The sequence below is a fragment of the Kitasatospora sp. NPDC092039 genome (assembly GCF_044756065.1).
Classification (GTDB): domain Bacteria; phylum Actinomycetota; class Actinomycetes; order Streptomycetales; family Streptomycetaceae; genus Kitasatospora.
This window is the reverse complement of sequence record NZ_JBIVSD010000003.1, coordinates 584,989-603,265: the sequence shown is the minus strand read 5'-3', so window position 1 is coordinate 603,265 and position 18,277 is coordinate 584,989. Positions and strand designations below refer to the sequence as shown.

Below are 18,277 nucleotides of genomic sequence, written 5' to 3'. Positions count from 1 at the left end.
CTTCAGGTGGCCGGCGGGTGCGCGGTCAGGGCGACCACGCCGACGTAGCGGGCCTGGCCGGTCGGTTCCGGCAGCCACCCGCCCGCCGACAGCGCCCGTACCGCGGTCACCACCGGCCGGCCCGACATCGCGCCCTGCTCGGCCAGCTCGTGCAGAGCCTTGACCGCGGTGGCGAACGCCCGACGCAGTACGGGCCGGGGAGTCGACCGGTCCAGGTCGCCGAGCGCTTCGACCTGGAGGTGGACGGTGGCGATCCAACGCCAGCCCGGCGCGGAGCCGCCGGGAACCTGGGTGATGCGGATCCGGGGGTAGGGCGGGGCGTTGCGGGCCCCGACCCGGCCTGGGCCGCCGAGCACCTTCGTCAGCTCGGCGTGCCCCGACAGCCAGGCGACGGCCAGCTCCTCGGCGTCGAGGGAGGCCAGGTCACTCACTTGCCTGCCCTGCTGCCTTGTTCGCCGGCGGCCGGGCGACGGCCGGCTTGGGCTCGACCACGGGCGCGAGGGCGTTGGCCACCGCGTCCGTATCGGCCGGGTCCACGTTGGCGACGTATCCGGCGCTGATCAGCTGCCGGGCCTCGTGGTACGGCACTTCGATCTCGTCGCCGGGCAGGAGGTCCTTGTCCTCGCGCGTGAGGTGGTGGGCGAGGACGATCCGGACGCGGTCAGGCTGGGCCATGTCGGCTCCTTCGGACGGTGATGGGGTGACCGGGCGAAGGAAAGCAGGGCCTGGCCTGTACCGTCCGCCCCGCCTGACCCTCCAGAGGCAGTCGCGGTGGCCCGCAGTGCCGGTCAGCGGTGCCGGGCGGCGACCTGGGAGGCGGCGCCGCTCATGAAGTGCGTGCCGTCGCCATGCGCGAACTCGGCTTCGGCGGCTCGCGGGAAGTCGCAGGTGACCGTGGCACGGACACGCTCGCCGTTGATGGCGGCCTTACCCGCCAAGATCGTCTCAGCGACAGCTTCCGGGTCCTCGGTGACCGTGCACCGGCATCCTGTCGTCTCCTCGGTCGGGCCATCAGCGTCCCGAGGCCCGGCGAGCGTGGTATTCCCGACAGAGAAGGGGATCGGCGCCGGTACGGTCTGGCCGTCGGCGGCCTGGTGACTGGGCCGTGCTTGGCCATCTTCCTGGGTGTGCCAGGTCTTGGCCGCCGGGGCTCGCCGCCGGGCTTCCTCCTCGACTTCCTCGGCCAGACGCTGGGTGCGTTGCAGCATGAGGGGTGCCAGGCGGCGCGCGATGTCCGAGGGCAGCTCGAGGTGTGCCATCACGGGTGTCCTTCCGGTCGGGTGCCGTCCGAGACGCGGGCGCGCGCCTGGATCCGCACGTAGGTCAGTGACGGGTCGTCGGTGTTCGCCAACCGGTCGGCAGCGAGGACGGTCCACTCGGTGCCGGTGGACGGCTCCACCACGACGTCGCCGACCAGCAGGAGGCCGGCCTTCCCGTCCAGGGCCAGGTGCCACGTGCCGTCGGTCTGCGGCATGGCGCGGCCTGGCCACGGTCCCCGCAGCGGGCCGAGCGGCCCGGTCACCCCCGCGCCGTGCGCATCCAGAATGGGCGTGCCCCGGGTACGGACGCCGAGCTGTCTGTCTGCAAGCAGGACGGCCATCACAGCCCACCCGAGCGGTAGGACCCGACGGTGAGGCCGGGCGGGTTCGGCCGGGTCGGGGCCTGGTAGACCCTGCGGCCGCGCAGCCGCCACCGGTCGGTGGTGGCGAGGTCCGGGGGCGCCAGCACCACCGGCGGCTCGGCCGCGGTGTCGTAGGTGACCGACTGGCCCTCCACGGAGGCGGAGGCGACCCGGCGCTGGCGCGCGGGTGCGTCGGCCAGCAGCGGGTGGTGACAGGCGGTCGCCCGGACCCACAGGCGCAGCGGGGCAGTCTGCGGGTCGGTGCGGGCGTCGATGCCGGCGGTGTAGGTGACGGTGTATGCCGGAAGACCGAGGGGGCCCGACGTGCCCGTGTCCAGGACGGCGGAGATCACCGCGATGAGAGGGCCGTGGCTGAGCACCCAGCCGTCTGCCCCGGCGTGGACACCGCTCTCGGTGTACTGCGCGGGCAGCAGCGGCCGGCCGAGGTGCGCGGTCAGGGTCTCCTGGGCGTCCTCGAGGGCGACCTCGATGCGCTGCTGTACCAAGTCGCCGAGCGGGGTGGGGTAACCGAGACGGCGGGCGACATCCTCGGCTGTCACGATGAACTCCACCGTCGTCCTCCTCGCGCTGCTGGGTGGCGAGGAGGGACGGTAGATGGGCGCCCTTTCTTGTGTCGTCCCGGGCCCTGTGGCGCGCGCAGCCGAGGTGGCGGCGGCAGCTGCCTCAGGAGCAGCTGCCGGTCTTCGTCCACCGCCTCAATCGATGCGTGCTCAGGCGTCCTGGTGACGATCCAACCAGATGGCCGGGTCCTGGATCTCCCGGTTGGTCGGCATCCAGTCCTCGTCCTTCAGGAGGCGCTCGACCATCGGGAAGCCGCCGAAGGTGTGGACGGCAACGATGAACTTCTCGCCGAGGTCGTAGGCGTCCGCCCTGGGGGACTCGGCGGTGAGCCGGGTGAACAGCTCGGTCGGCTCAGGCTCGCCGTCCAGGCGATTGCAGGTGGCGACGCCGCACAGCCGCTCGGACGCCCTCGCCTGGACCCAGGAGGCGTGGCCCTCAAGGACAGCGGACGGGAAGCGGCATTCATCCTGGGGCCGGCGGTCCAGCTGATCCCGGATGCCGAGCCGCACCATGGCGTAGGGGAGGGCCGGGTTGAACTCGGCCTGGGCGAGGTGGGTGATCTCGTGAGCGAAGATGCAGGTCAGGAAGCGGTCGGTACCGCGGGACTCGGCATGGGCGGCAGGCATGACCACGAGGACCGGGCCCTCGGAGCGGAAGATGATCGCGCCCTGGACCACGGGGGCGAACTTCTCGGCCATGGCCTTGCCCTTCGTCTTGACCGCCAGCATCGTCGTCGCCCTGAGCAGCCGACGCTTCACTCGCCCCAGCCCGAGGGATTCGATACCCCTGTCGACCATCAGCTGGTTGTGCTCGGTCTGCCAGGCCACGAACTGGTCCGGGGTCGCTAGGCGAACGGTGATTCGGCTGGGCAGCGGCAGCTGGGAGAGGTCACCGGCCAACGGGATCGCGGCTTCCATCAGCCGTTCGTAGCGGCGCTCGTCGTCTGTGGTGGCGTTGGCGTCATTGTGGATGGTGAACATTGTGGATCTTTCCGTGGTCGGGCGGGCGGTCCCCGGCGGGCCGGTGGGGCGGCCGACCGGCGGCCTTGGTGGAGTTCGGGATGGCTTGCAGGCGGCGTGCACAGCGCAGCTGCGGGCCGTGTACGAGACCCGGTCGGAAGCGCAGGGTGGTCTTCATGCTTCCGTGGTGAGGCTCGGGGCCGGAGGCAGCGCCACGGCAGTTGCCGGCGGTTTGCTCACCGGTGGGTCGCCGACCTGATGCGACGCTGGAGGCGGTCGGTGTCGTGGCTGCTGCCGAGTTCGGTGTACTGGGCGAGGCTGGTGGAGTACCAGTCCATGGCTGCGTGGTGTTGGTCGGCGCGCAGGGCGGCTTGGCCCAGGAACTCCATGGTGTGCGCGGTCCAATGGGGGGCGTGGAGGGAGCGGAAGTGCTCCAGGGCCTTTACGAGCGCGCTGGCGGCCAAGTCGTGGGTGCCCGCCAACGAGTGGGCCTCCCCGAGGTAGGCGAGCGCTCGTGAGATGTTGAGCGGGTCCGGGTCGGTCAGGCCGGAGAGCAGCGTGCAGGCCTCTTGGAGGACCGGTATGCCAGCGGTGGGGTTGCCCTGCCGGGCGTGCGCCGATCCGATGAGGATCAAGGCGAGGGCCTGGCCGCGCGCGTGGCCGAGCCGCGTGTAGCGGGTAGCGGCAGCGATCAGCTGGGGCATGGCTTCCACGTAGCGGGCGTCGGCGTGCAGGCACGCTCCGATGCCGAGGCTGGCCTGGGCGATTGCCCCGAGGTCGCCTTCCGCGAGGGTTCGCATGCGCTGGAGGCAGGAGATCGCCTCGTCGAAGTCGTGGGTACCGCGCAGGCCAGCGGCGAGCGCAGCCAGCATCTCGCGGATGGCCACAGTGTCGCCCCAGCGCTCGGCGGCGGCCAGGCCCTGACGGTGGACGGGAATCCACAGCTCGTAGCGGCGGGTGTAGAGGAATAGCGGCCAAGCCGCGTGGGGTACGCAGGTCGCGGCCTGGTAGTCGCCGTACTTGGCGGCGGCGGTGATCGCCGGGAGCAGCGCGTCAGCCATCGAGTCCAGCCAGGCGAGCGCCACGTGGTTGATGGAGAACCGGACGGGCTCAGCGGGCTCGGGCCGACTGGCGTGCCCCAGCACGCGGTGATGGGGGGTGAGGACCCGAGCGGCGTTGTAGGCGGTGGTGGTCAGGTACGCCAGGTATCGCTGGAGTACAGCCGTACGGGTACCCGGCCCGTCGGCGAGAGCCAGGGCCCGGTCGGCCACCTCCGGCCGGATCGTGTACACCGGGCCGCGGGCGGCGACGTCGCCGGCGTGCTCCAGCAGGTTCCTGGCCGTGAGCTCTCCGAGCCACTTGCGTATCTGGCTGGTGGGTGTCTCAGTGGAGGCGGCGACGGCGTAGACGTCCAGGTCCGGCGCCGGAAGGTCGGCGATCTGGGCAAGTAGTCGTCGCTCGTCCGGGGACAGGCGGTCGATGGTGTCGGTGATCGTCATGAGCAGCGTTCCTCGTAGGGATGGGGTCGGTCGGGGCTGGGCCGCGTGATGGCGGGCAGCGGCCCACCGCAGAGGTCGTCGGGAGGGCTGCCGCCTGGGGTTCTGCGGCGAGCCGCTTGCTCGCCGATCGTTCGGCGCAGCAGCGCGGGGGCCTGCCGTGAGGTGGCGACCCGTGGAGGTCACGGGTGCCGCAGGCGGCGACGGTGGCCAGGCGGAGTCGCTACCCCTCCAGCGCCAGCACCAGGTCGCCATCAGCCCCGGGGACCGTGCTGGCGGTGCCGAGCGCGAGGGCGGCCCGGATCAGGCCGTCGTGCGACAGTCCTTGCGGGTAGTTGCCGAGGTGGGTCTTCTCGACCGGGTCGTACTGCTCGGCAAGGAGGCCGAGGTCGCTGCGCACCGCCAGCAGGCGGCCGAACAGGTCTTCGGCGTCCCTGTTCCTGCCGACGAGGGCGAGGGCTTCGACCATCCAGAACGCGGTGGCGAGGAACGCTCCCTCGTGGCCGGACAGCCCGTCCACGTTGTCGGCCGCTTCGATGCGGGTCGGGTAGCGCAGCAGCATGCCGCCGCCCGCGCCGAGTTCGCGTTCGATTGCCTCGACGGTGCCCAACACCCGCTTGTCGTCCGGCGGCAGGAATCCGACGCGGGCGATGTGCAGGAGGGAGGCGTCTAGGTCGCAGCCGTCGAGGTACTGGGTGAAGGTGCGGCGCTCCTCGTCGTATCCCCGGGCGCACACCTCGGCGTGGATGGCCTCGGCGGTGGCCGCCAGCCTTCGCAGGGTCTCCTGGTCGGCGGCGCCGTGGCGTCCCAGCACACGGACGGCGCGGTCGAGGGCCACCCATGCCCACACGAGGGAGGAGACGTAGCGGCGCGGTGTGCCCCTGCTCTCCCACATCCCGTCGTCGGGCTGTCCCCACAGCGCCTCGACTTGCAGCGCCAGGGCGAGCAGCAGGTGATCGGCGTCCGGGCAGGGCGGGATGCCTGCGTCGTCCATCTGTGCGAGGAGGTCGGCGAGTTCGCCGTACACATCCAGCTGATGCTGGTTGGCGGCAGCGTTGCCGACCCGGACCGGCTTGGAGCCGCGGTAGCCCCGCAGGTGCGGCTGGGACGCTTCGGCGGGCACCGGGGCGCCATCGAGGCCGTATAGGGGCTTGAGGTCGTCCAGGTCGAGGTGAGTGGTCAGCCAGTCCCGGTAGGCGGCGGGCTCCTCGGTGTATCCCAGGGACAGGAGAGCCTGCATCATCCACGCGGTGTCGCGCGGCCACGTGTAGCGGTAGTCCCAGTTGCGCACGCCGCCGATGGGTGCGGGCAGCGACGTGGTCGGGGATGCGACCGCGGCGCCTCTCACGTCGCATAGGCCCTTGAGCGTGAGCGCCGACCGCAGGACGGCATCCCGGTGTGCACCGTCGTAGGTGCAGGCGGCCGCCCACTGCGTCCAGTACCGCTGGGTCGCCTCCAGAGCCGTGGTACCCGGCACTCGGGCGGGCGCCGGGCTGCCCGTGCTGGTCCACGTCAGCACGAAGACCAGGCTCTGCCCGGCCTTCAGCGGTATGTCGCACGAGGCACTTCCACCGAGGTTGACTGTGTGACGGGGCCCGTCCAGCCAGTAGGTGTCGCTGCCGGCCGTCACGCGCAGGCGGGGCGTGCCGGGGCCGACGTACTCCAGGCCGGGGGTCAGGGAGCCGTAGGCGGGACGGGGCCGGAATTCGGAGACGAGGCGGACCATGCCGCTGCGGCAGGTGGCGATGCGGACCACCGTCGGCGGCGCGTAGCCGGTGGCATCCGGGGCGGGCAGGAAGTCGGTCACCTCCAACACGCCGCTGCCGGTGTCCCAGGTCTGGTCGACGGCGAGGGTGTCGCCGACGTAGCAACGCCGGCTCTCAGACGGCGTCTTGGTGTACGTGGCCGGGCCGACTCGCCAGGAGCCGTTCGCGGGAGTGCCAAGGAGACTCGCGAAGACAGCAGGGGACTCGAAACCCGGCAGGCACAACCAGGTCATCGTGCCGTCCGGGAGGACGAGCGCTGCGGTGCGCGTGTTGCTGAGGAATGCGTGTTCCTCGATCGACGGGTCGGGCACGGTTGGACTCCTGGAGAGTAGTGGTCAGTTGATTGGTGCGGCCCTGACCCGGACGGCCGCCATGGGTGGTACATGCGGTGCGACGCGCGTGAGCGCGGTGTCTTCGCCGGGGCATGGCCGCGGCGATCCGCAGCAGGACTTGTGCGAGCCTGCTGGCGTGGGTGGTTCGTCCGGTCACGGACCAGGACGGCTTCGCGTCCAGGCCGGCCAGGGCGCAGCGATTCGGCTCCGATCAGCCGCAGCGCGGGGAGACGTCCCCAGCCGTGTTGGTCGCGCATCAAGTGGACGTGGCTTGGGGCTGACCGTCCCCAGGGGGCGCAGCAGCACCACCTTGCGCGCGCTCGCGCCTGGGGACGGTCAGCGTGGGATCGGCCGTCGCCGATCCCATCTGGCCGGGCCGTTCGCCGGGGTGCGAGACGGCCGACCAGGTACCCGCTCCGGCTGTAGCCCGGGGCCGGAGCGGGAGTTCAGGAGGTGCCGTGGCGCAGGCGGGCGTCGGCGTGCCGCAAGGCCACCGCCAGGTCTCGGAGGTCGGTCGGTCGTCGTTCACCGTCCGGGAGGATGAGCCAGATCCTCCCCGAGACCCGATGCATGCCGGGGGCCGGCATGGGGACAGTGCGCGGCTGGGCTTCGTCCGTGGAGCGGCCGATCAGGTGCGTGTACGGCATGTCCCACCCTGCGCCCGCCCGGGTCGAAACCAGGAACTCGATGCAGCTGTCGGCGCGGTTGTGCAGGACCGGGCCGACCGGCACGTCGGACTGCCACAGGTCCTTGAGTGCGGCCACACCACGGTCCACGCCGTCGACCCGCACGACGTTGAGCAGTTGGCCGGTCTCGATGTCGGCGAGCTGTCCCGCCCGCCATCGCTCGATGGCCGATCCGGGTTCTCGGTTCGCGGAGGCGAGCCAGGTCGCGCCGCGGTTGAAGTCCGGGGTCCGTCGGGGGCGGCTGAGTCTCGTGTATGTCATGGCGTTGTTCCCGTCAGGCCGAGCAGAACAGGTCGTGAGTCGCAGTCCCGGTCTCAGCGCGAGAGGACGGGGTGGCGTTGATGATGTAAACGACCTTGTTGTGGGTGATCGCGACGGCATGGGAGCGGCCCCTGGCCAGGTCTTCGGTTGCCCGCACCTCGGCGGCCGGGGTGTCCAGCCAGAGACGCTGCTCCTCGCCCTCGGAAAGGTCGAGGTCGACAGCGAGTGCCTGAACGCGAGCGCGCAGTGCCCGGACGGCCAAGCGGGGGCTGTCCGCACCTCCGCTCCACAGCTTCATCGGCTGTCCGTACTGGTAGTAGGCGGTGACGGTGCACCAGAACGGCGGCGGCGTCCAGGGACGATCCCGGAGGAACACGTTCTGGCCGGCCGCTTGGTGGTGCTGCGGTGCCGCGCCCGAATGCGTCGGTGCGGGTCTCCGTCGGCGACCGGTCGCAGGCCGCCGCGCGAACACCTGGGCGAGTTTGCTGAGTTTCACCGTGTGGCTCCCGCCGCGTCGTCGGCGAGAACGCTCGCCCATACCCTCTTGGTTGTGGCCGCCGTCGCCACTCCCACGGCGAGCGCCAGGCCGTTGACAAGGATCAGTCCGCGGCCGTGTTCCCCGCAGGCGGTGAAGTCCTCGGGGAGCAGCCGGTCGGGCCGGGAATCCTCGACCTCGACACGGCAGGTATCGCCGCGCTCGTCCAGTCGCACCACGACGACGTCGCCCTGGCTGCTGCCGTGCCGGATGGCGTTCGTGACCAACTCCGTGAAGATGAGCAGCAGATCGCCGGCTCGGCCGCCGTCCACGTCCCATCCCCACTTCCTCAGCTCCGACCGCATGGTGTGGCGCGCCACGGGGACCACGTCCGAATCCGCCGGGAAGACGCCCTCCCAGTGGCGGACGGACCTCACGCGTTCGACGGCCACCATGTGCATCGCTCCCGTCAGCAGGAGCACCTGGACGCGCCCCGTTCTTGGTTCGCTTGCGGTGATCAACACTGGACCGATTTGGCGGACATAACCACTGGCAGAACAAGGACACTTCGTCCCCATTCGGATGAGCCAAGGGACAAACCAGGGACAGTTCACGGACACTTCTCCTCAGCCCGTGTGATCTCCGGGCCAGCGGTGGTAGGCAGAGAACGACGCGGTTCGCACGGGCTGCGACGAAGGGACCGCGGTGAACCTGCTCGATGCCTTAATCAGCCAGTCCGGCATGGACTTTCGCGGATTCCTGTCCGAGTACCGGCGGGCTGCCTCGCAGCTCCACGAGAAGACCCGCGATCCCTCCTTCAGGAACATCGACCTGACGGAGAAGACCTTCACGCGGTGGCGCTCCGGGCGCGTTGCCCGGCCCCACCATCCGGCGCCCGCGATCCTCAAGCTGATCTTCGGCAGGACGGTAGACGAGCTCTTCGCGCCCCACACCGGCGAGCAGGCCCAGGTGGTGCGGGCGCCATCTGCTCCTGTGCTCGATGAAAGTGAACTCTCCATGACTGCACGAGATGCCAGCACCCACGCCTCCGACGCGGCCGCTCAGTTGCTGCCTGACCTCACGCTCGACCAGCTCGAAGACGATCTGGTGGGTCTCGTCCAGGGCACCGGTACGAAGCCACCGCACACGATCTTCGTATTGGCCCGGGACGTGCTCGGCGTCTCGAAGGTGCTACTGGACCGCACCCAGGTGCCCTCGCAGCGCCAGCGCCTCTACCTGGTGGCCGGCCAGGCTTCGGCGCTTCTCTCCGCGTGCGCCTTCGACCTCGGCGCGATACCCCACGCGTTCGAGCTGGCCCGGGCGGCTGCGCTGTACGGCCAGGTTGCCGAGTACGGGCCCCTCCAGGCCTACGCGCATGGCTATCTGGCGGTGCTGTACTACTGGACCGGCAAGCCTGCCCAGGCAGTCCGCAAGATCGAGGAGGCGAGGTCGTTCCCCGGTGTTGGCGCGACGGGCAAGGCCCGGCTCGCGGCGATCGCCGCCCGCGCCTACGCGCACCGCGGCTTGGTCGAGAACGCGCAGCTGGCCATTGAGGAGAGCCTGGCCGATCGCGGCCTGGTCGAGGACGACCTCCACGCCGTCGGTGGCGAGTTCGACTTCAACCTGGAGCGGGTCGCCATGAGCAACAGCTCCACGCTGCTGATCCTTCAAGACGGCCCGAGGGCTGAGGCATCCGCCCGTCGGTCGCTCGAGCTGATCGCGGCCCGCTCGGCCGGTTCCAGCCCGCTCGTCGTGGCTCCGCAGGCCCGAGCCGATCTGGCCTCCGCCCTGCTGATGCGTGGCGACCTGGACGGGGCTGCGGACGCTCTCAGCCCGGTGCTCGGCCTTCCCCGGGAGTGGCGCGGGGCCGGACTCACGGCAAGGGTTCAGACGATCCAGGCCGCCCTACTGGCAATGCCCACCTTCCGCGACGCCCAACTCGCCCAGGATCTCGCGGAGCGGATCGAGGACTTCACCCTCGTTGCGCCCTCGCACGTTCTGGGACCCGGGACCGCGAGGCTCGCTCTCGGCAGGGGCGACAGCTAGCCCACGCTCGCCAGGACCGCGCGTTCCTTATCCGGATCGAGGCCGTGCCTCGCCCAACGCCTGTGTGGCACCGGTCTGTTACCTTCACTCAACCACGCCCACGTGTCGGCCACGGTCTCCGCCAAAGGCCGACTGACAAAGCCGGCCTCGCGCGCCGAAGACGCGTCGATGGCAGACGTGCCCGGATGGGTCCACCACAGGGGCAGCTCGGTCCACTGGCGCAGCCCATGCCGCAGCAGGACGTCGTCCTGCACCCACACCAGCGTCCCACTGCTTCCGGTCGCTTCTACGCACGCTTGGAGGAGCCCACCCATCGTCTCCCGCCCGATTGGCGCGGCGAGGTTGTGGACCTGATGTCCGACACGGAGTGCTTGGTCGAGCGCGAACACGGCGGCATCCCGGACGTCGACGGGTTGGATGCTCCGCGACGGGTCCCCCGGGGCGAGGATTCGTCCGCCCCGCTTGGCCCTGTCCAACCACCACGGCAGCCGCCCGACGTACTCTCCGGGCCCGAGCAGCACGCCTGGCCGCAGAAGGCTCGTCCGGGCGAGCCCGAAAGTGTCGACAACCGCGCGTTCGGTACCGGCTTTCCGCCGGCCGTAGACGGGGTTGATGCCCGACGTCCTCGCGGGTGGCTGCTCGAGTTCCTGGTCCGCGCCCGCCAGGGCCGCCCACACCGCCGAGCCGGGGTTTAGGGGGTCGGTGGGCCAGCCCTCGTACACCGCCACCGTGGACACGTACACGTACCGGTTGGCGACCGGTTCCAAGGCGCGAGCACCGGCCAGTACGTCGCGTGAGCTGAGAGCCGAGGCGGACGTGTCGATCACGGCGTCCCAGGGACCGCGCTCAGCCAGCCGGGCAAGGTCGTCGGGCCGCTCTCGATCACCGTGTACGGCGGTCGCTCCGGGCATGGGGCTTCCGGAACGTCCACGCGTGAAAGTGGTCACGTCCCACCCTCGTGCCACGGCACCAGCCACGACGGCCGGCCCCAGGAACCAGCCACCGCCCAGGACGAGAATCCTCATGAGGCTGATCCTGCCAGCCCACCTCGTTCGCGCGCAGCCGCCTGCGGGATCGGGTGTCGCCTATCGGTCACGGAGCAGGTCGAGGTATCGGTCAACGAGCTGCTGCTCCAGATCATTCTCGATGGAGCGCACGACGGCCAGGGCATGGGCCTCCACCGTCTCGGGGGTGACCCCCTCGAAGCTGCCGCCGTCGGGCAGCTCGATCCACAGCTGCTCTCCGGGGAGTCGGCGTAGTGCCTTTCCGCTGACGCGGCCGCCCGGAGCGCTGGGCGGCACCGCGCTGCCGTCCTTGAAGTCGACCTCATCAAGGTGCTCGAGGGCGTCACGGATGTTCTTCAGCAGCTCGTCCGGTTCCACAGCGTCTTGACCGCGCTCGCTCCGCAGCCGACCCTCCCAGCGCTCAAGCTGATGGGCCGCCCAGACCAGCATGTGCTCTTCAGCCCACTGCTCGCGGAAGTTGGCCTCGATCTCCTCCGTCGTCGGGCTCCAGTCCTCCATGTGCTCGTAGTTCCTACTGTCCCGAGCGGCCCTCACACGTACGGCCCGTGCCCGTTCAGCCTGCCGGACCACCGCCTCCGCCCACGTGCGGATGAACTGCAGCGCGTACTCCTCTGTCTCAGTCACCTCGCGAGGCTACGACACCTTGGCGCGGCGGAATGGATCCGGTCGCGGAGGTCCGAACACCGCAGCCGGCGCCCGGAAGCCCGAGAGCCCGTCCCCAGGATTGCGGACGGGCTCCTGACTACGACGGGGCTACTCCCAGCCGAGGGCCACCCGAAGGCGGTCGACCTCGGTGCGGGGAATGGACTGGGCGGGGGTGTAAAGCAGCTGGGTGACGATCCTGTGGGTGCCGGGGTAGGTCCGGTTCTGGTAGATCCGCAGGCGGGCGAAGACAACGGTCTGTTCCGGGTGGGTGAGGTCGAACAGCTGCTCCACGTCCTGAGGAAGCGGGGCACCGTCCTCGTCCACCAGGTCGACGTGGCCGGTGGCCAGGGGCTGGTGGGCGACGATGCCCGGGGTTGCCGGCTCCATCTGGTTCGGTTCCGGTTCGGCCGTAGTCCTGGGCGGGGGGTCGAGCGGCGCGGCGGCCGAAAGCTCGGCGGGCGGGGTCTCCAGTTCCGCGCCATCCGCGTCGGCGGCGGTCTCCGCCGCGGGTGGGGCGGCCGGCTTCGTGGTGGGCTTGCGGGCGGCCATCAGTGCGCCTTGAAGGTGCCGTAGACGAAAGCCTCGGGGCGCGGGATCTCGAGTCCGATGCGCTCGGAGCCGCGCATGGTGACGACGCCGCGTTCGAAGTTGTCGCGGTTCTCGGTGGACACCTGAACGGACACCTGCTCGCGGTCGTACAAGCGGGCGCCGAGGCCGAAGCTACCGACGAGGAACTTGCCCTGGTTGATCGCCATGGAGTCCACGACGGACAGCCGCCAGACGACCTTCTGCGCGCCGATGGCGACGTTGACGGCGACGCGGTACGCGCCCTGCCCGTCGGTCTCCAGTTCCAGGTCCTCGAAGTCGAACGGGTGGAGCACGATCCCGGTCGGCGGGAAGTAGGCGAGGAAGGCGCGGGTCGCGGCGCGGCGGATCGCGGCGGACTGCTTGTCCGGATCGGTCTGCGCGTAGGTCTGGACGCCCGCGGTGTTGACGATGCCGGTGATCTTCTCGTCGCCGCCGACGCCGTAGACGATCTCGTTGTCCTCGGTCATCTTGACGCCGTCGACGAGTTCGGTGTCGATGATGTCGCGCAGCCGCGGCTCGTCGGCCAAGGTGTTCTTGTGGACCGGGATCGTGGTCGCGATCTCGGCGACCGGGTAGGTGACGGTCTTGAACGTCAGCTCGGACTGCGGGGCTCGCGCGTACACCTCGACGGCCGCGCCGCCGCCGGGCGGTACCTCCATCGCCCGCTCGGGGACGATCGCCGCCGCGTTGGTGAAGCCGGTGACGCGCACCCCGTAGAGCAGGTTCGCAGTGGTGGTCTGGGAGGGAAACAGGTCCCGGATGCGGCCGGGCCGCACAGCGCGGGGCACGATGTCCAGGTGCTCGGGGGTGCCGAAGCCGAGGACGGAGGCGGTGCCCGCGGAGCGACTGAAGACGTCCTTGCGGCCGAGCTGGTCCAGGGCGGTGCCGTCGATGGTCACCATCTGGTCGAACGAGCCGCGGAAGCCGGCGGCGGCAAGGGCCTTGAACTCCTCGCTGTCCAGGAACCGCTGGCCGAGTGTCTTGGCCTGGTTGCCGAGCCGGGCCGCGAGAGCTGCGTCGTGCGGCGCGAAGGGCGCAGTGGTGGGCTCGTTGAGGAAGGTCGCGATGGCCGACGCGCCCTCGAGGTCGGTGATCAGCCGCTTGATCTCCTGCGCCTCGGCCAGGGTCTTGCGGAAGGCGGCCGCCTTCTCCACCGATACGGTGACTCCGCCGTCCTCGATGGTGAACGACTGGCTGATGCCGTCCAGTTCGGCGGCCTTGGTGCGCAGCGCGTTGTTGAGCTCTTTGAGCCGGGACTTGTCGGTGGGCACGGTGTGGCTCCTTGGAATGTTGCCGGGCCACCCCGCCAGCGCGGGACGGAGGGGGTCCAGCCGTGCGACCGGTCAGCACCGGGTCGGCACGGCGATCGGCACACCGTAGGAAAAGCTGATCGTTAGTGTCGCGTCGAGCGCCGAGGCGCGTGTCCGGCAGGATCGAACACCGGGCCGTTCATTTTCAAGTCGCCCTTTTGCCAGATGATTTGGGTGTGCCCATGCCTACGCCACGGGGGTGAGTGTGGTGGTGTCCGGCAGGGCGCCGGACATCCGGCTACCGCCGGCCAGTGCGTTGGAGACATGCGTGTACCCCTTCCCCAAGCCCCAACTGCCGCTCCTGGAAGCCGCCTCGTGCCCGCCTTCCGACCCTGACCGCGAGGCGGAGCTGGCCCTGGCCGTCGACGGGACGGAGTTCCACGTCGTTCGGACCTCCTCCGGGTGGGCCCTGCGGATCCGTTCCTCCTCCTCAGTCGAGCTGTACGGGCCGTCAGACAGCTTCGAGCAGACGAAGGAGTGGCTGTGCCGGTACGCGGCGTGGCGGCTGTGGCCGTTGACCCGGACCCGCGGGCCCTGGGGATGCCTGGTCAAGGCCTCGGAGGGCTGGATGACCGCGCTGGCGCACACGGCACTGCCCCCCGCCGTCCAGCCGCACCTTGGCGTGCAGGACGCGGAGGTGTGCGTCGCCGGTCACCTAATCACCCCGGCCGCGTGGTCGGCCGTGCACGACACCAGCCTGCCGTCGGCGATCCGAGCGATCGAGACGCAGTTCTGGGTACGGGAGGGCTACCGGGTACTGGCGACGTGGGCCACGGCCGATCTGGGAACGATCACCCGCGACGCCTACCGGGGCCAGGAACTCGGGCGCGGCAACTACTCGCCGACCAACCTGGCCGAGCGGCTCGGCGTCTCGCCATCGGCAATCTCCGGCGCCGCGTCCGGAACCGGATGGAATCCCACGATCAACAGGTCAACCGGTGTGATGGCGAACCGAAATCGGCGCCTGTAGAAGTCGAGGAACGCTGAAGGGGCGGGCACATGCCTGTGTCCGCCCCTTCGGCGTTCGTGGTAGCGGGGACAGGATTTGAACCTGCGACCTCTGGGTTATGAGCCCAGCGAGCTACCGAGCTGCTCCACCCCGCGTCGGTGGTCCCGACTGTACGGCACCAGTCGGTGATCACAAACTCGGTTCGGCCCGGGCGTCGGCGAACAGGGCGAGGGCAGCGCTGAGCTCACCGGGCTGGAGCGCCGATGTGGCCTGGGTCTTTCTCTCGTCAGTCGGAGGCTCGGGCGACTGCCAGTCGATGCCGGCGGCGGTGAGCACGGCGACCAGGTGCTGCACGGCGGAGGCCAGGCGGTCGGCGTTCTCTCCGGACAGGACGCGTCCCGCCTTGCTCTGGAGGTCTGCCAAGGTCTTCATCTGGGAGGCGACCCGTTCGACGTCGGGTGCAAGGGCGGCCAGCGCCGCGTCGGGGCTGGTGCCCTCGACATCGAGGACCAGGCGCACGCGGCTGGGCTGACCGACGGAGGGGACACCGTCCCCGGAAAGTGTGTACGGGACCTCCCAGCTGGTCGAGGTGAAGCCGTCCTCGGTGTACCTCCAGACCGTCGCGATGACCCGGTCCGGGTAGGTACCGATGACCTGCACCGTGCCGTGCTCGAAGCGGTCGTCCTCGCTGGGACGCAGGCGGTGGCCGACGGCGGAGGCGATGGCGTCGATCCGCTCCTCCAGCGTGCCGGCCAGCGGTGCCAGTTCCACCTGGGTGTCGCCCAGGACCCCGCGGGTGTGCTGCTTGAGGTCGAGGGTCGAGGTGTAGGGGTTCGCGCCGAAAAGCACCGGGCTGTACTCGTACAGGTCGAGGTCGGTGATGCGGCGAATGCCCTTGGCACGTTTGGCCGTTCGGACCTGGTAGCCGATCGACCACTGCACCTGGTCGCCGAAGAACAGCAGGTTGGCGTACATGTCCTTCCCGGCCTGGGTGGCCAGGTTGCAGCGGCCCTTGACGAGGAGCGCGCCGGCCTCGGCGGGCCAGGGCTGGTCGTTCGGCAGGGTGGCGGGCAGCCGGGGGTCGCCGGGCAGCAGCTCCTCGGTGTGTTCGGTGCGGGCTGTCCACACGTTCCAGTCGTGCGACCAGACACCCTTCGGCGTGATCTCCGCGAGGGTGCGGGCGTAGGCGCCGGGCTCGATCACGTCGCCGTCGTGGTCGCGCAGCCCGGTGATCGACACGAGCGTGGTAAAGGTGCCCTGGTCGTCGTCGGTCTCCAGCACGCCGAGGGCCGCCTGCTTGTGGTCCAGCGTGCTGCTGGGGGTCGGTGCCACCGTGTCGCTCCCGGTTCGCTGGGTTGGTGGCGGTCACGGTAGGCGTAGGGCTGGCTTGGGTCTCGTCTACTCGTCGTACCAGCCGTCGTCGGGCTCGGCGTACACCTGCTGGACGTGCCAGTCGCCGGGGCCCGCGAGGACGACGATCTCGGACTCGTCCAGGCAGCCGATGCCGGTCCCGGGCACGGCCAGGATGCGGGTGACCGGCACGTCGCCGCTCATCGTGTAGCCGTCGGGGACCTCGCCGCCGTGCGTGGCGAAGTCGGTGGCGACGTGTTCCTCGGTGGTGAAGGACGACAGCGGGCGCAGGGGCAGGTCCGTGACCGTGCCCTGGCCGTCGATCCCGCTGACCCGGGTGGCGTCGTAGCCACCGGTGAAGCCGCGGTGGACGGTGACGTGGGTGACGCCGAGGTCGGCGAAGTGCGCCTGGGTGTTCTCCCACATGGCAGTGAGGAAGGCGCGCAGCACGGGCCCGTCGTCGGCCAGGGCTTGGGCGGTGTCGGCGTCGAGGCCGGCGTCCCCGTACTCCCAGCCCATGGTGTCGGCAAGGTGGAAGGCCTGGCGGGCGCTCTCCTGGAGGGCGAGGGCATCAGGGTCGTGGTCGTTGGAGGTCGCCGCCCATCCGGCGACGTGGTGGGAGACGGCCTCGGCGCGCGCGAAGTCCCGGTACTCCTCGGTGCTCATCCGAACGTAGCCCCAGGGCTCGTGGCGGGCGCCGCTGTCGAGGTCGGACTGCTCGACGTAGTCGGCGTAGCCGTTGGCCCCGGACTCCGGACGGTACGCGGCGAGCTGTCCGGCGCGTACCCGGGCGAGGCGGTCGCGTTGACGGTCGGACAGCAGCTGCTCGTCGGGGATGCCGTCCATCCGTCGGACAAGCGAGTCACACATGGCGGCCTTGACCTTGCCGGGCGACCTCCCCCTCTTCCCGAGCAGGTCGTCGTGGCTGACGGCGTGGTCGTCCGCGAGCGTGCCCGGGAGGCCGGCGCGGCCGGTGCCCGCGTGGTGGGCGAAGCGGCCCTGGTGGTCGCGCGCGTGCCGGGCCTCGTCCCACAGCCGGTTCTTGCGGCGCAGTCGCAGGACGACGGCGGGGAAGTCGTGCACCGCACCGCCTTCTGCCGGAGACCAGGACGGCGGCAGCGTGGCACCGGCCGCCCGATGGTGTCGCGCCGAGCAGTCGGGGCTACTCCGCGGTCTGCCAGTGCCAGGTACCGGGGCCGGCCAGGATGATGACCTCCGACTCGTCCAGGCAGCCGAGCCCCGTGGCTGGTGTCGCGATCACCCTGCCCGCAGGGACGCTCGCGCTCATCACGAAGCCGGGCCCCTCGTCCGTGGCGAAGCCGTGGGCGACGTCAGGGTCGAGGGAGAACGCGGAGAGGGGGCGCAGCAGCGGATCGGAGAGGGTGCTGCCGTCGACGGCCCAGCCTGCGGGCGGCCGCCCGTCGGGGGTGGCGACGCCGCGCCACACGGTCAGCGAGCCGAGGTCGGCTTCAGCGAGGTGATTCTGGGTGCGCTCCCACATCGCCGCCAGCATCGCCGCGTGGCCGGTTCCGAGGGCGGCCTGCTGGGCGGCGGTCTCCCGCGCAATGTGGCCGGTGCTGGGCCAGTCGGCGGCCGGGTGCAGCCCGAAGGCCTGGCGGGCGGTCTCCTGGAGGGCGAGTGCGCCGGGGTCTTCGTCGTTGGAGGTCATCGCCCAGGTGGCAACCACCTGGTTGACGGCGTCGCGCCGCAACAGCTCGCGTGCCCGGTCAGCGTCGACGTGCATCCAGGACGCGTCCGCCGGCGAGTCGCCCGGCCTCACGGAGTTGACGATCCCGTTCACCCGGTCCTCGTACGCGTGCGCCTGCCCCGAGCGCACCTTGTCGAGCCACGCCCGGTCGGGCTCCAGCAGCAGCGCCTCATCTGACATGTCCCGCAGGTCGCGGCTGATCCCCTCCACCACGTTCGCCTTGTACGCCTTGGCGACGCGCTCACTCTGTCCGTCGCGGAACACCAAGCCGTGCTGCTCCTCGTCGAAGCTCGGTTCGGAACGTGGTGCCCGGGATGGCCGGCCTGCGGCCGCCCGGATGCGCTCCAGCAGCGGGTTCAGCCCCCCGCCGGGGCTGTGCGCGAACCGGCCGCGGCCGTCCCGCGGGTGCAGGTGTTCCTCGAACGGCTTGTTCTTCGAACGGAATCTCAGCCGGACAACCCTGGCGGTAACGTTCACT

Annotated in this window: 20 protein-coding genes and 1 tRNA gene; 2 read left to right on the top strand and 19 right to left on the bottom strand. The window is 70.6% G+C overall.

From position 1 onward, the window contains the following. Positions 1 to 2: 2 nt before the first annotated feature. The 11 genes from ACIQI7_RS09070 to ACIQI7_RS09020 form a co-directional block, all read right to left on the bottom strand. Positions 3 to 431, bottom strand: a complete 429-nt coding sequence (locus ACIQI7_RS09070) for a hypothetical protein (protein WP_401106642.1) — start codon at positions 429 to 431, stop codon at positions 3 to 5. After that, positions 424 to 675: a hypothetical protein gene (locus ACIQI7_RS09065; RefSeq protein ID WP_401106639.1), complete on the bottom strand. Its 252-nt coding sequence runs from the start codon at positions 673 to 675 to the stop codon at positions 424 to 426. The genes ACIQI7_RS09070 and ACIQI7_RS09065 overlap by 8 nt, the downstream gene beginning before the upstream one ends. A 113-nt stretch (positions 676 to 788) precedes the next feature. Then, on the bottom strand, positions 789 to 1,259 hold the full coding sequence (locus tag ACIQI7_RS09060) for a hypothetical protein (protein WP_401106636.1): 471 nt from the start codon (positions 1,257 to 1,259) through the stop codon (positions 789 to 791). Further along, a complete protein-coding gene (locus ACIQI7_RS09055) occupies positions 1,259 to 1,474 on the bottom strand; it encodes a hypothetical protein (protein WP_401106633.1) in 216 nt (71 codons plus the stop codon). The genes ACIQI7_RS09060 and ACIQI7_RS09055 overlap by 1 nt, the downstream gene beginning before the upstream one ends. A gap of 125 nt (positions 1,475 to 1,599) precedes the next feature. Further along, entirely contained in the window at positions 1,600 to 2,181 is a 582-nt protein-coding gene (locus ACIQI7_RS09050) for a hypothetical protein (RefSeq protein ID WP_401106630.1), read from the bottom strand. A 171-nt stretch (positions 2,182 to 2,352) separates the two neighbouring features. Continuing rightward, complete coding sequence (locus ACIQI7_RS09045) at positions 2,353 to 3,183, bottom strand: hypothetical protein (protein WP_401106628.1); 831 nt, start codon at positions 3,181 to 3,183, stop codon at positions 2,353 to 2,355. 215 nt (positions 3,184 to 3,398) lie between these two features. Next, positions 3,399 to 4,661, bottom strand: a complete 1,263-nt coding sequence (locus ACIQI7_RS09040; RefSeq protein ID WP_401106626.1) for a tetratricopeptide repeat protein — start codon at positions 4,659 to 4,661, stop codon at positions 3,399 to 3,401. 220 nt (positions 4,662 to 4,881) lie between these two features. Further along, positions 4,882 to 6,735 (bottom strand): glycoside hydrolase family 15 protein, encoded by a 1,854-nt coding sequence (locus tag ACIQI7_RS09035; protein ID WP_401106623.1) that lies wholly within the window; start codon positions 6,733 to 6,735, stop codon positions 4,882 to 4,884. Positions 6,736 to 7,202: 467 nt separating this feature from the next. Continuing rightward, positions 7,203 to 7,703 carry a hypothetical protein gene (locus ACIQI7_RS09030; RefSeq protein WP_401106620.1) on the bottom strand — a complete coding sequence of 167 codons (501 nt, stop codon included), beginning with the start codon at positions 7,701 to 7,703 and terminating at the stop codon, positions 7,203 to 7,205. Positions 7,704 to 7,716: 13 nt separating this feature from the next. Next, positions 7,717 to 8,199, bottom strand: coding sequence for a hypothetical protein (locus tag ACIQI7_RS09025; protein WP_401106617.1), 483 nt, complete (start codon positions 8,197 to 8,199; stop codon positions 7,717 to 7,719). Continuing rightward, a complete protein-coding gene (locus ACIQI7_RS09020) occupies positions 8,196 to 8,633 on the bottom strand; it encodes an ATP-binding protein (RefSeq protein WP_401106614.1) in 438 nt (145 codons plus the stop codon). The genes ACIQI7_RS09025 and ACIQI7_RS09020 overlap by 4 nt, the downstream gene beginning before the upstream one ends. 250 nt (positions 8,634 to 8,883) lie before the next feature. Between ACIQI7_RS09020 and ACIQI7_RS09015 the strand changes: the two genes are divergently transcribed. Next, positions 8,884 to 10,224 (top strand): hypothetical protein, encoded by a 1,341-nt coding sequence (locus ACIQI7_RS09015; RefSeq protein WP_401106611.1) that lies wholly within the window; start codon positions 8,884 to 8,886, stop codon positions 10,222 to 10,224. On the opposite strand, the gene ACIQI7_RS09010 is transcribed toward ACIQI7_RS09015, so the two are convergent. The 4 genes from ACIQI7_RS09010 to ACIQI7_RS08995 form a co-directional block, all read right to left on the bottom strand. Continuing rightward, positions 10,221 to 11,249, bottom strand: coding sequence for an NAD-dependent epimerase/dehydratase family protein (locus ACIQI7_RS09010; RefSeq protein ID WP_401106609.1), 1,029 nt, complete (start codon positions 11,247 to 11,249; stop codon positions 10,221 to 10,223). The two genes, ACIQI7_RS09015 and ACIQI7_RS09010, sit on opposite strands and share 4 nt — an antisense overlap. Positions 11,250 to 11,309: 60 nt before the next feature. Then, positions 11,310 to 11,873, bottom strand: coding sequence for a hypothetical protein (locus tag ACIQI7_RS09005; RefSeq protein WP_401106606.1), 564 nt, complete (start codon positions 11,871 to 11,873; stop codon positions 11,310 to 11,312). Positions 11,874 to 12,002: 129 nt separating this feature from the next. Continuing rightward, positions 12,003 to 12,443, bottom strand: a complete 441-nt coding sequence (locus ACIQI7_RS09000) for a hypothetical protein (RefSeq protein ID WP_401106603.1) — start codon at positions 12,441 to 12,443, stop codon at positions 12,003 to 12,005. After that, on the bottom strand, positions 12,443 to 13,753 hold the full coding sequence (locus ACIQI7_RS08995) for a phage major capsid protein (protein WP_401106601.1): 1,311 nt from the start codon (positions 13,751 to 13,753) through the stop codon (positions 12,443 to 12,445). The genes ACIQI7_RS09000 and ACIQI7_RS08995 overlap by 1 nt, the downstream gene beginning before the upstream one ends. Before the next feature lie 307 nt (positions 13,754 to 14,060). On the opposite strand from ACIQI7_RS08995, the gene ACIQI7_RS08990 reads away from it, so the two are divergent. Next, a complete protein-coding gene (locus ACIQI7_RS08990) occupies positions 14,061 to 14,762 on the top strand; it encodes a hypothetical protein (protein WP_401106599.1) in 702 nt (233 codons plus the stop codon). Positions 14,763 to 14,819: 57 nt separating this feature from the next. Here the strand turns inward: ACIQI7_RS08990 and ACIQI7_RS08985 are convergent. The 4 genes from ACIQI7_RS08985 to ACIQI7_RS08970 all read right to left on the bottom strand — a co-directional run bounded on the left by ACIQI7_RS08985 (position 14,820) and on the right by ACIQI7_RS08970 (position 18,276). Then, positions 14,820 to 14,896, bottom strand: a tRNA-Met gene (locus ACIQI7_RS08985). Between the two features lie 34 nt (positions 14,897 to 14,930). Further along, positions 14,931 to 16,073, bottom strand: coding sequence for an HK97 family phage prohead protease (locus ACIQI7_RS08980; protein WP_401106596.1), 1,143 nt, complete (start codon positions 16,071 to 16,073; stop codon positions 14,931 to 14,933). Positions 16,074 to 16,139: 66 nt separating this feature from the next. Then, positions 16,140 to 17,174, bottom strand: coding sequence for a hypothetical protein (locus ACIQI7_RS08975; RefSeq protein ID WP_401106595.1), 1,035 nt, complete (start codon positions 17,172 to 17,174; stop codon positions 16,140 to 16,142). Positions 17,175 to 17,253: 79 nt separating this feature from the next. After that, positions 17,254 to 18,276 (bottom strand): hypothetical protein, encoded by a 1,023-nt coding sequence (locus tag ACIQI7_RS08970; RefSeq protein ID WP_401106593.1) that lies wholly within the window; start codon positions 18,274 to 18,276, stop codon positions 17,254 to 17,256. Position 18,277: the final 1 nt, after the last annotated feature.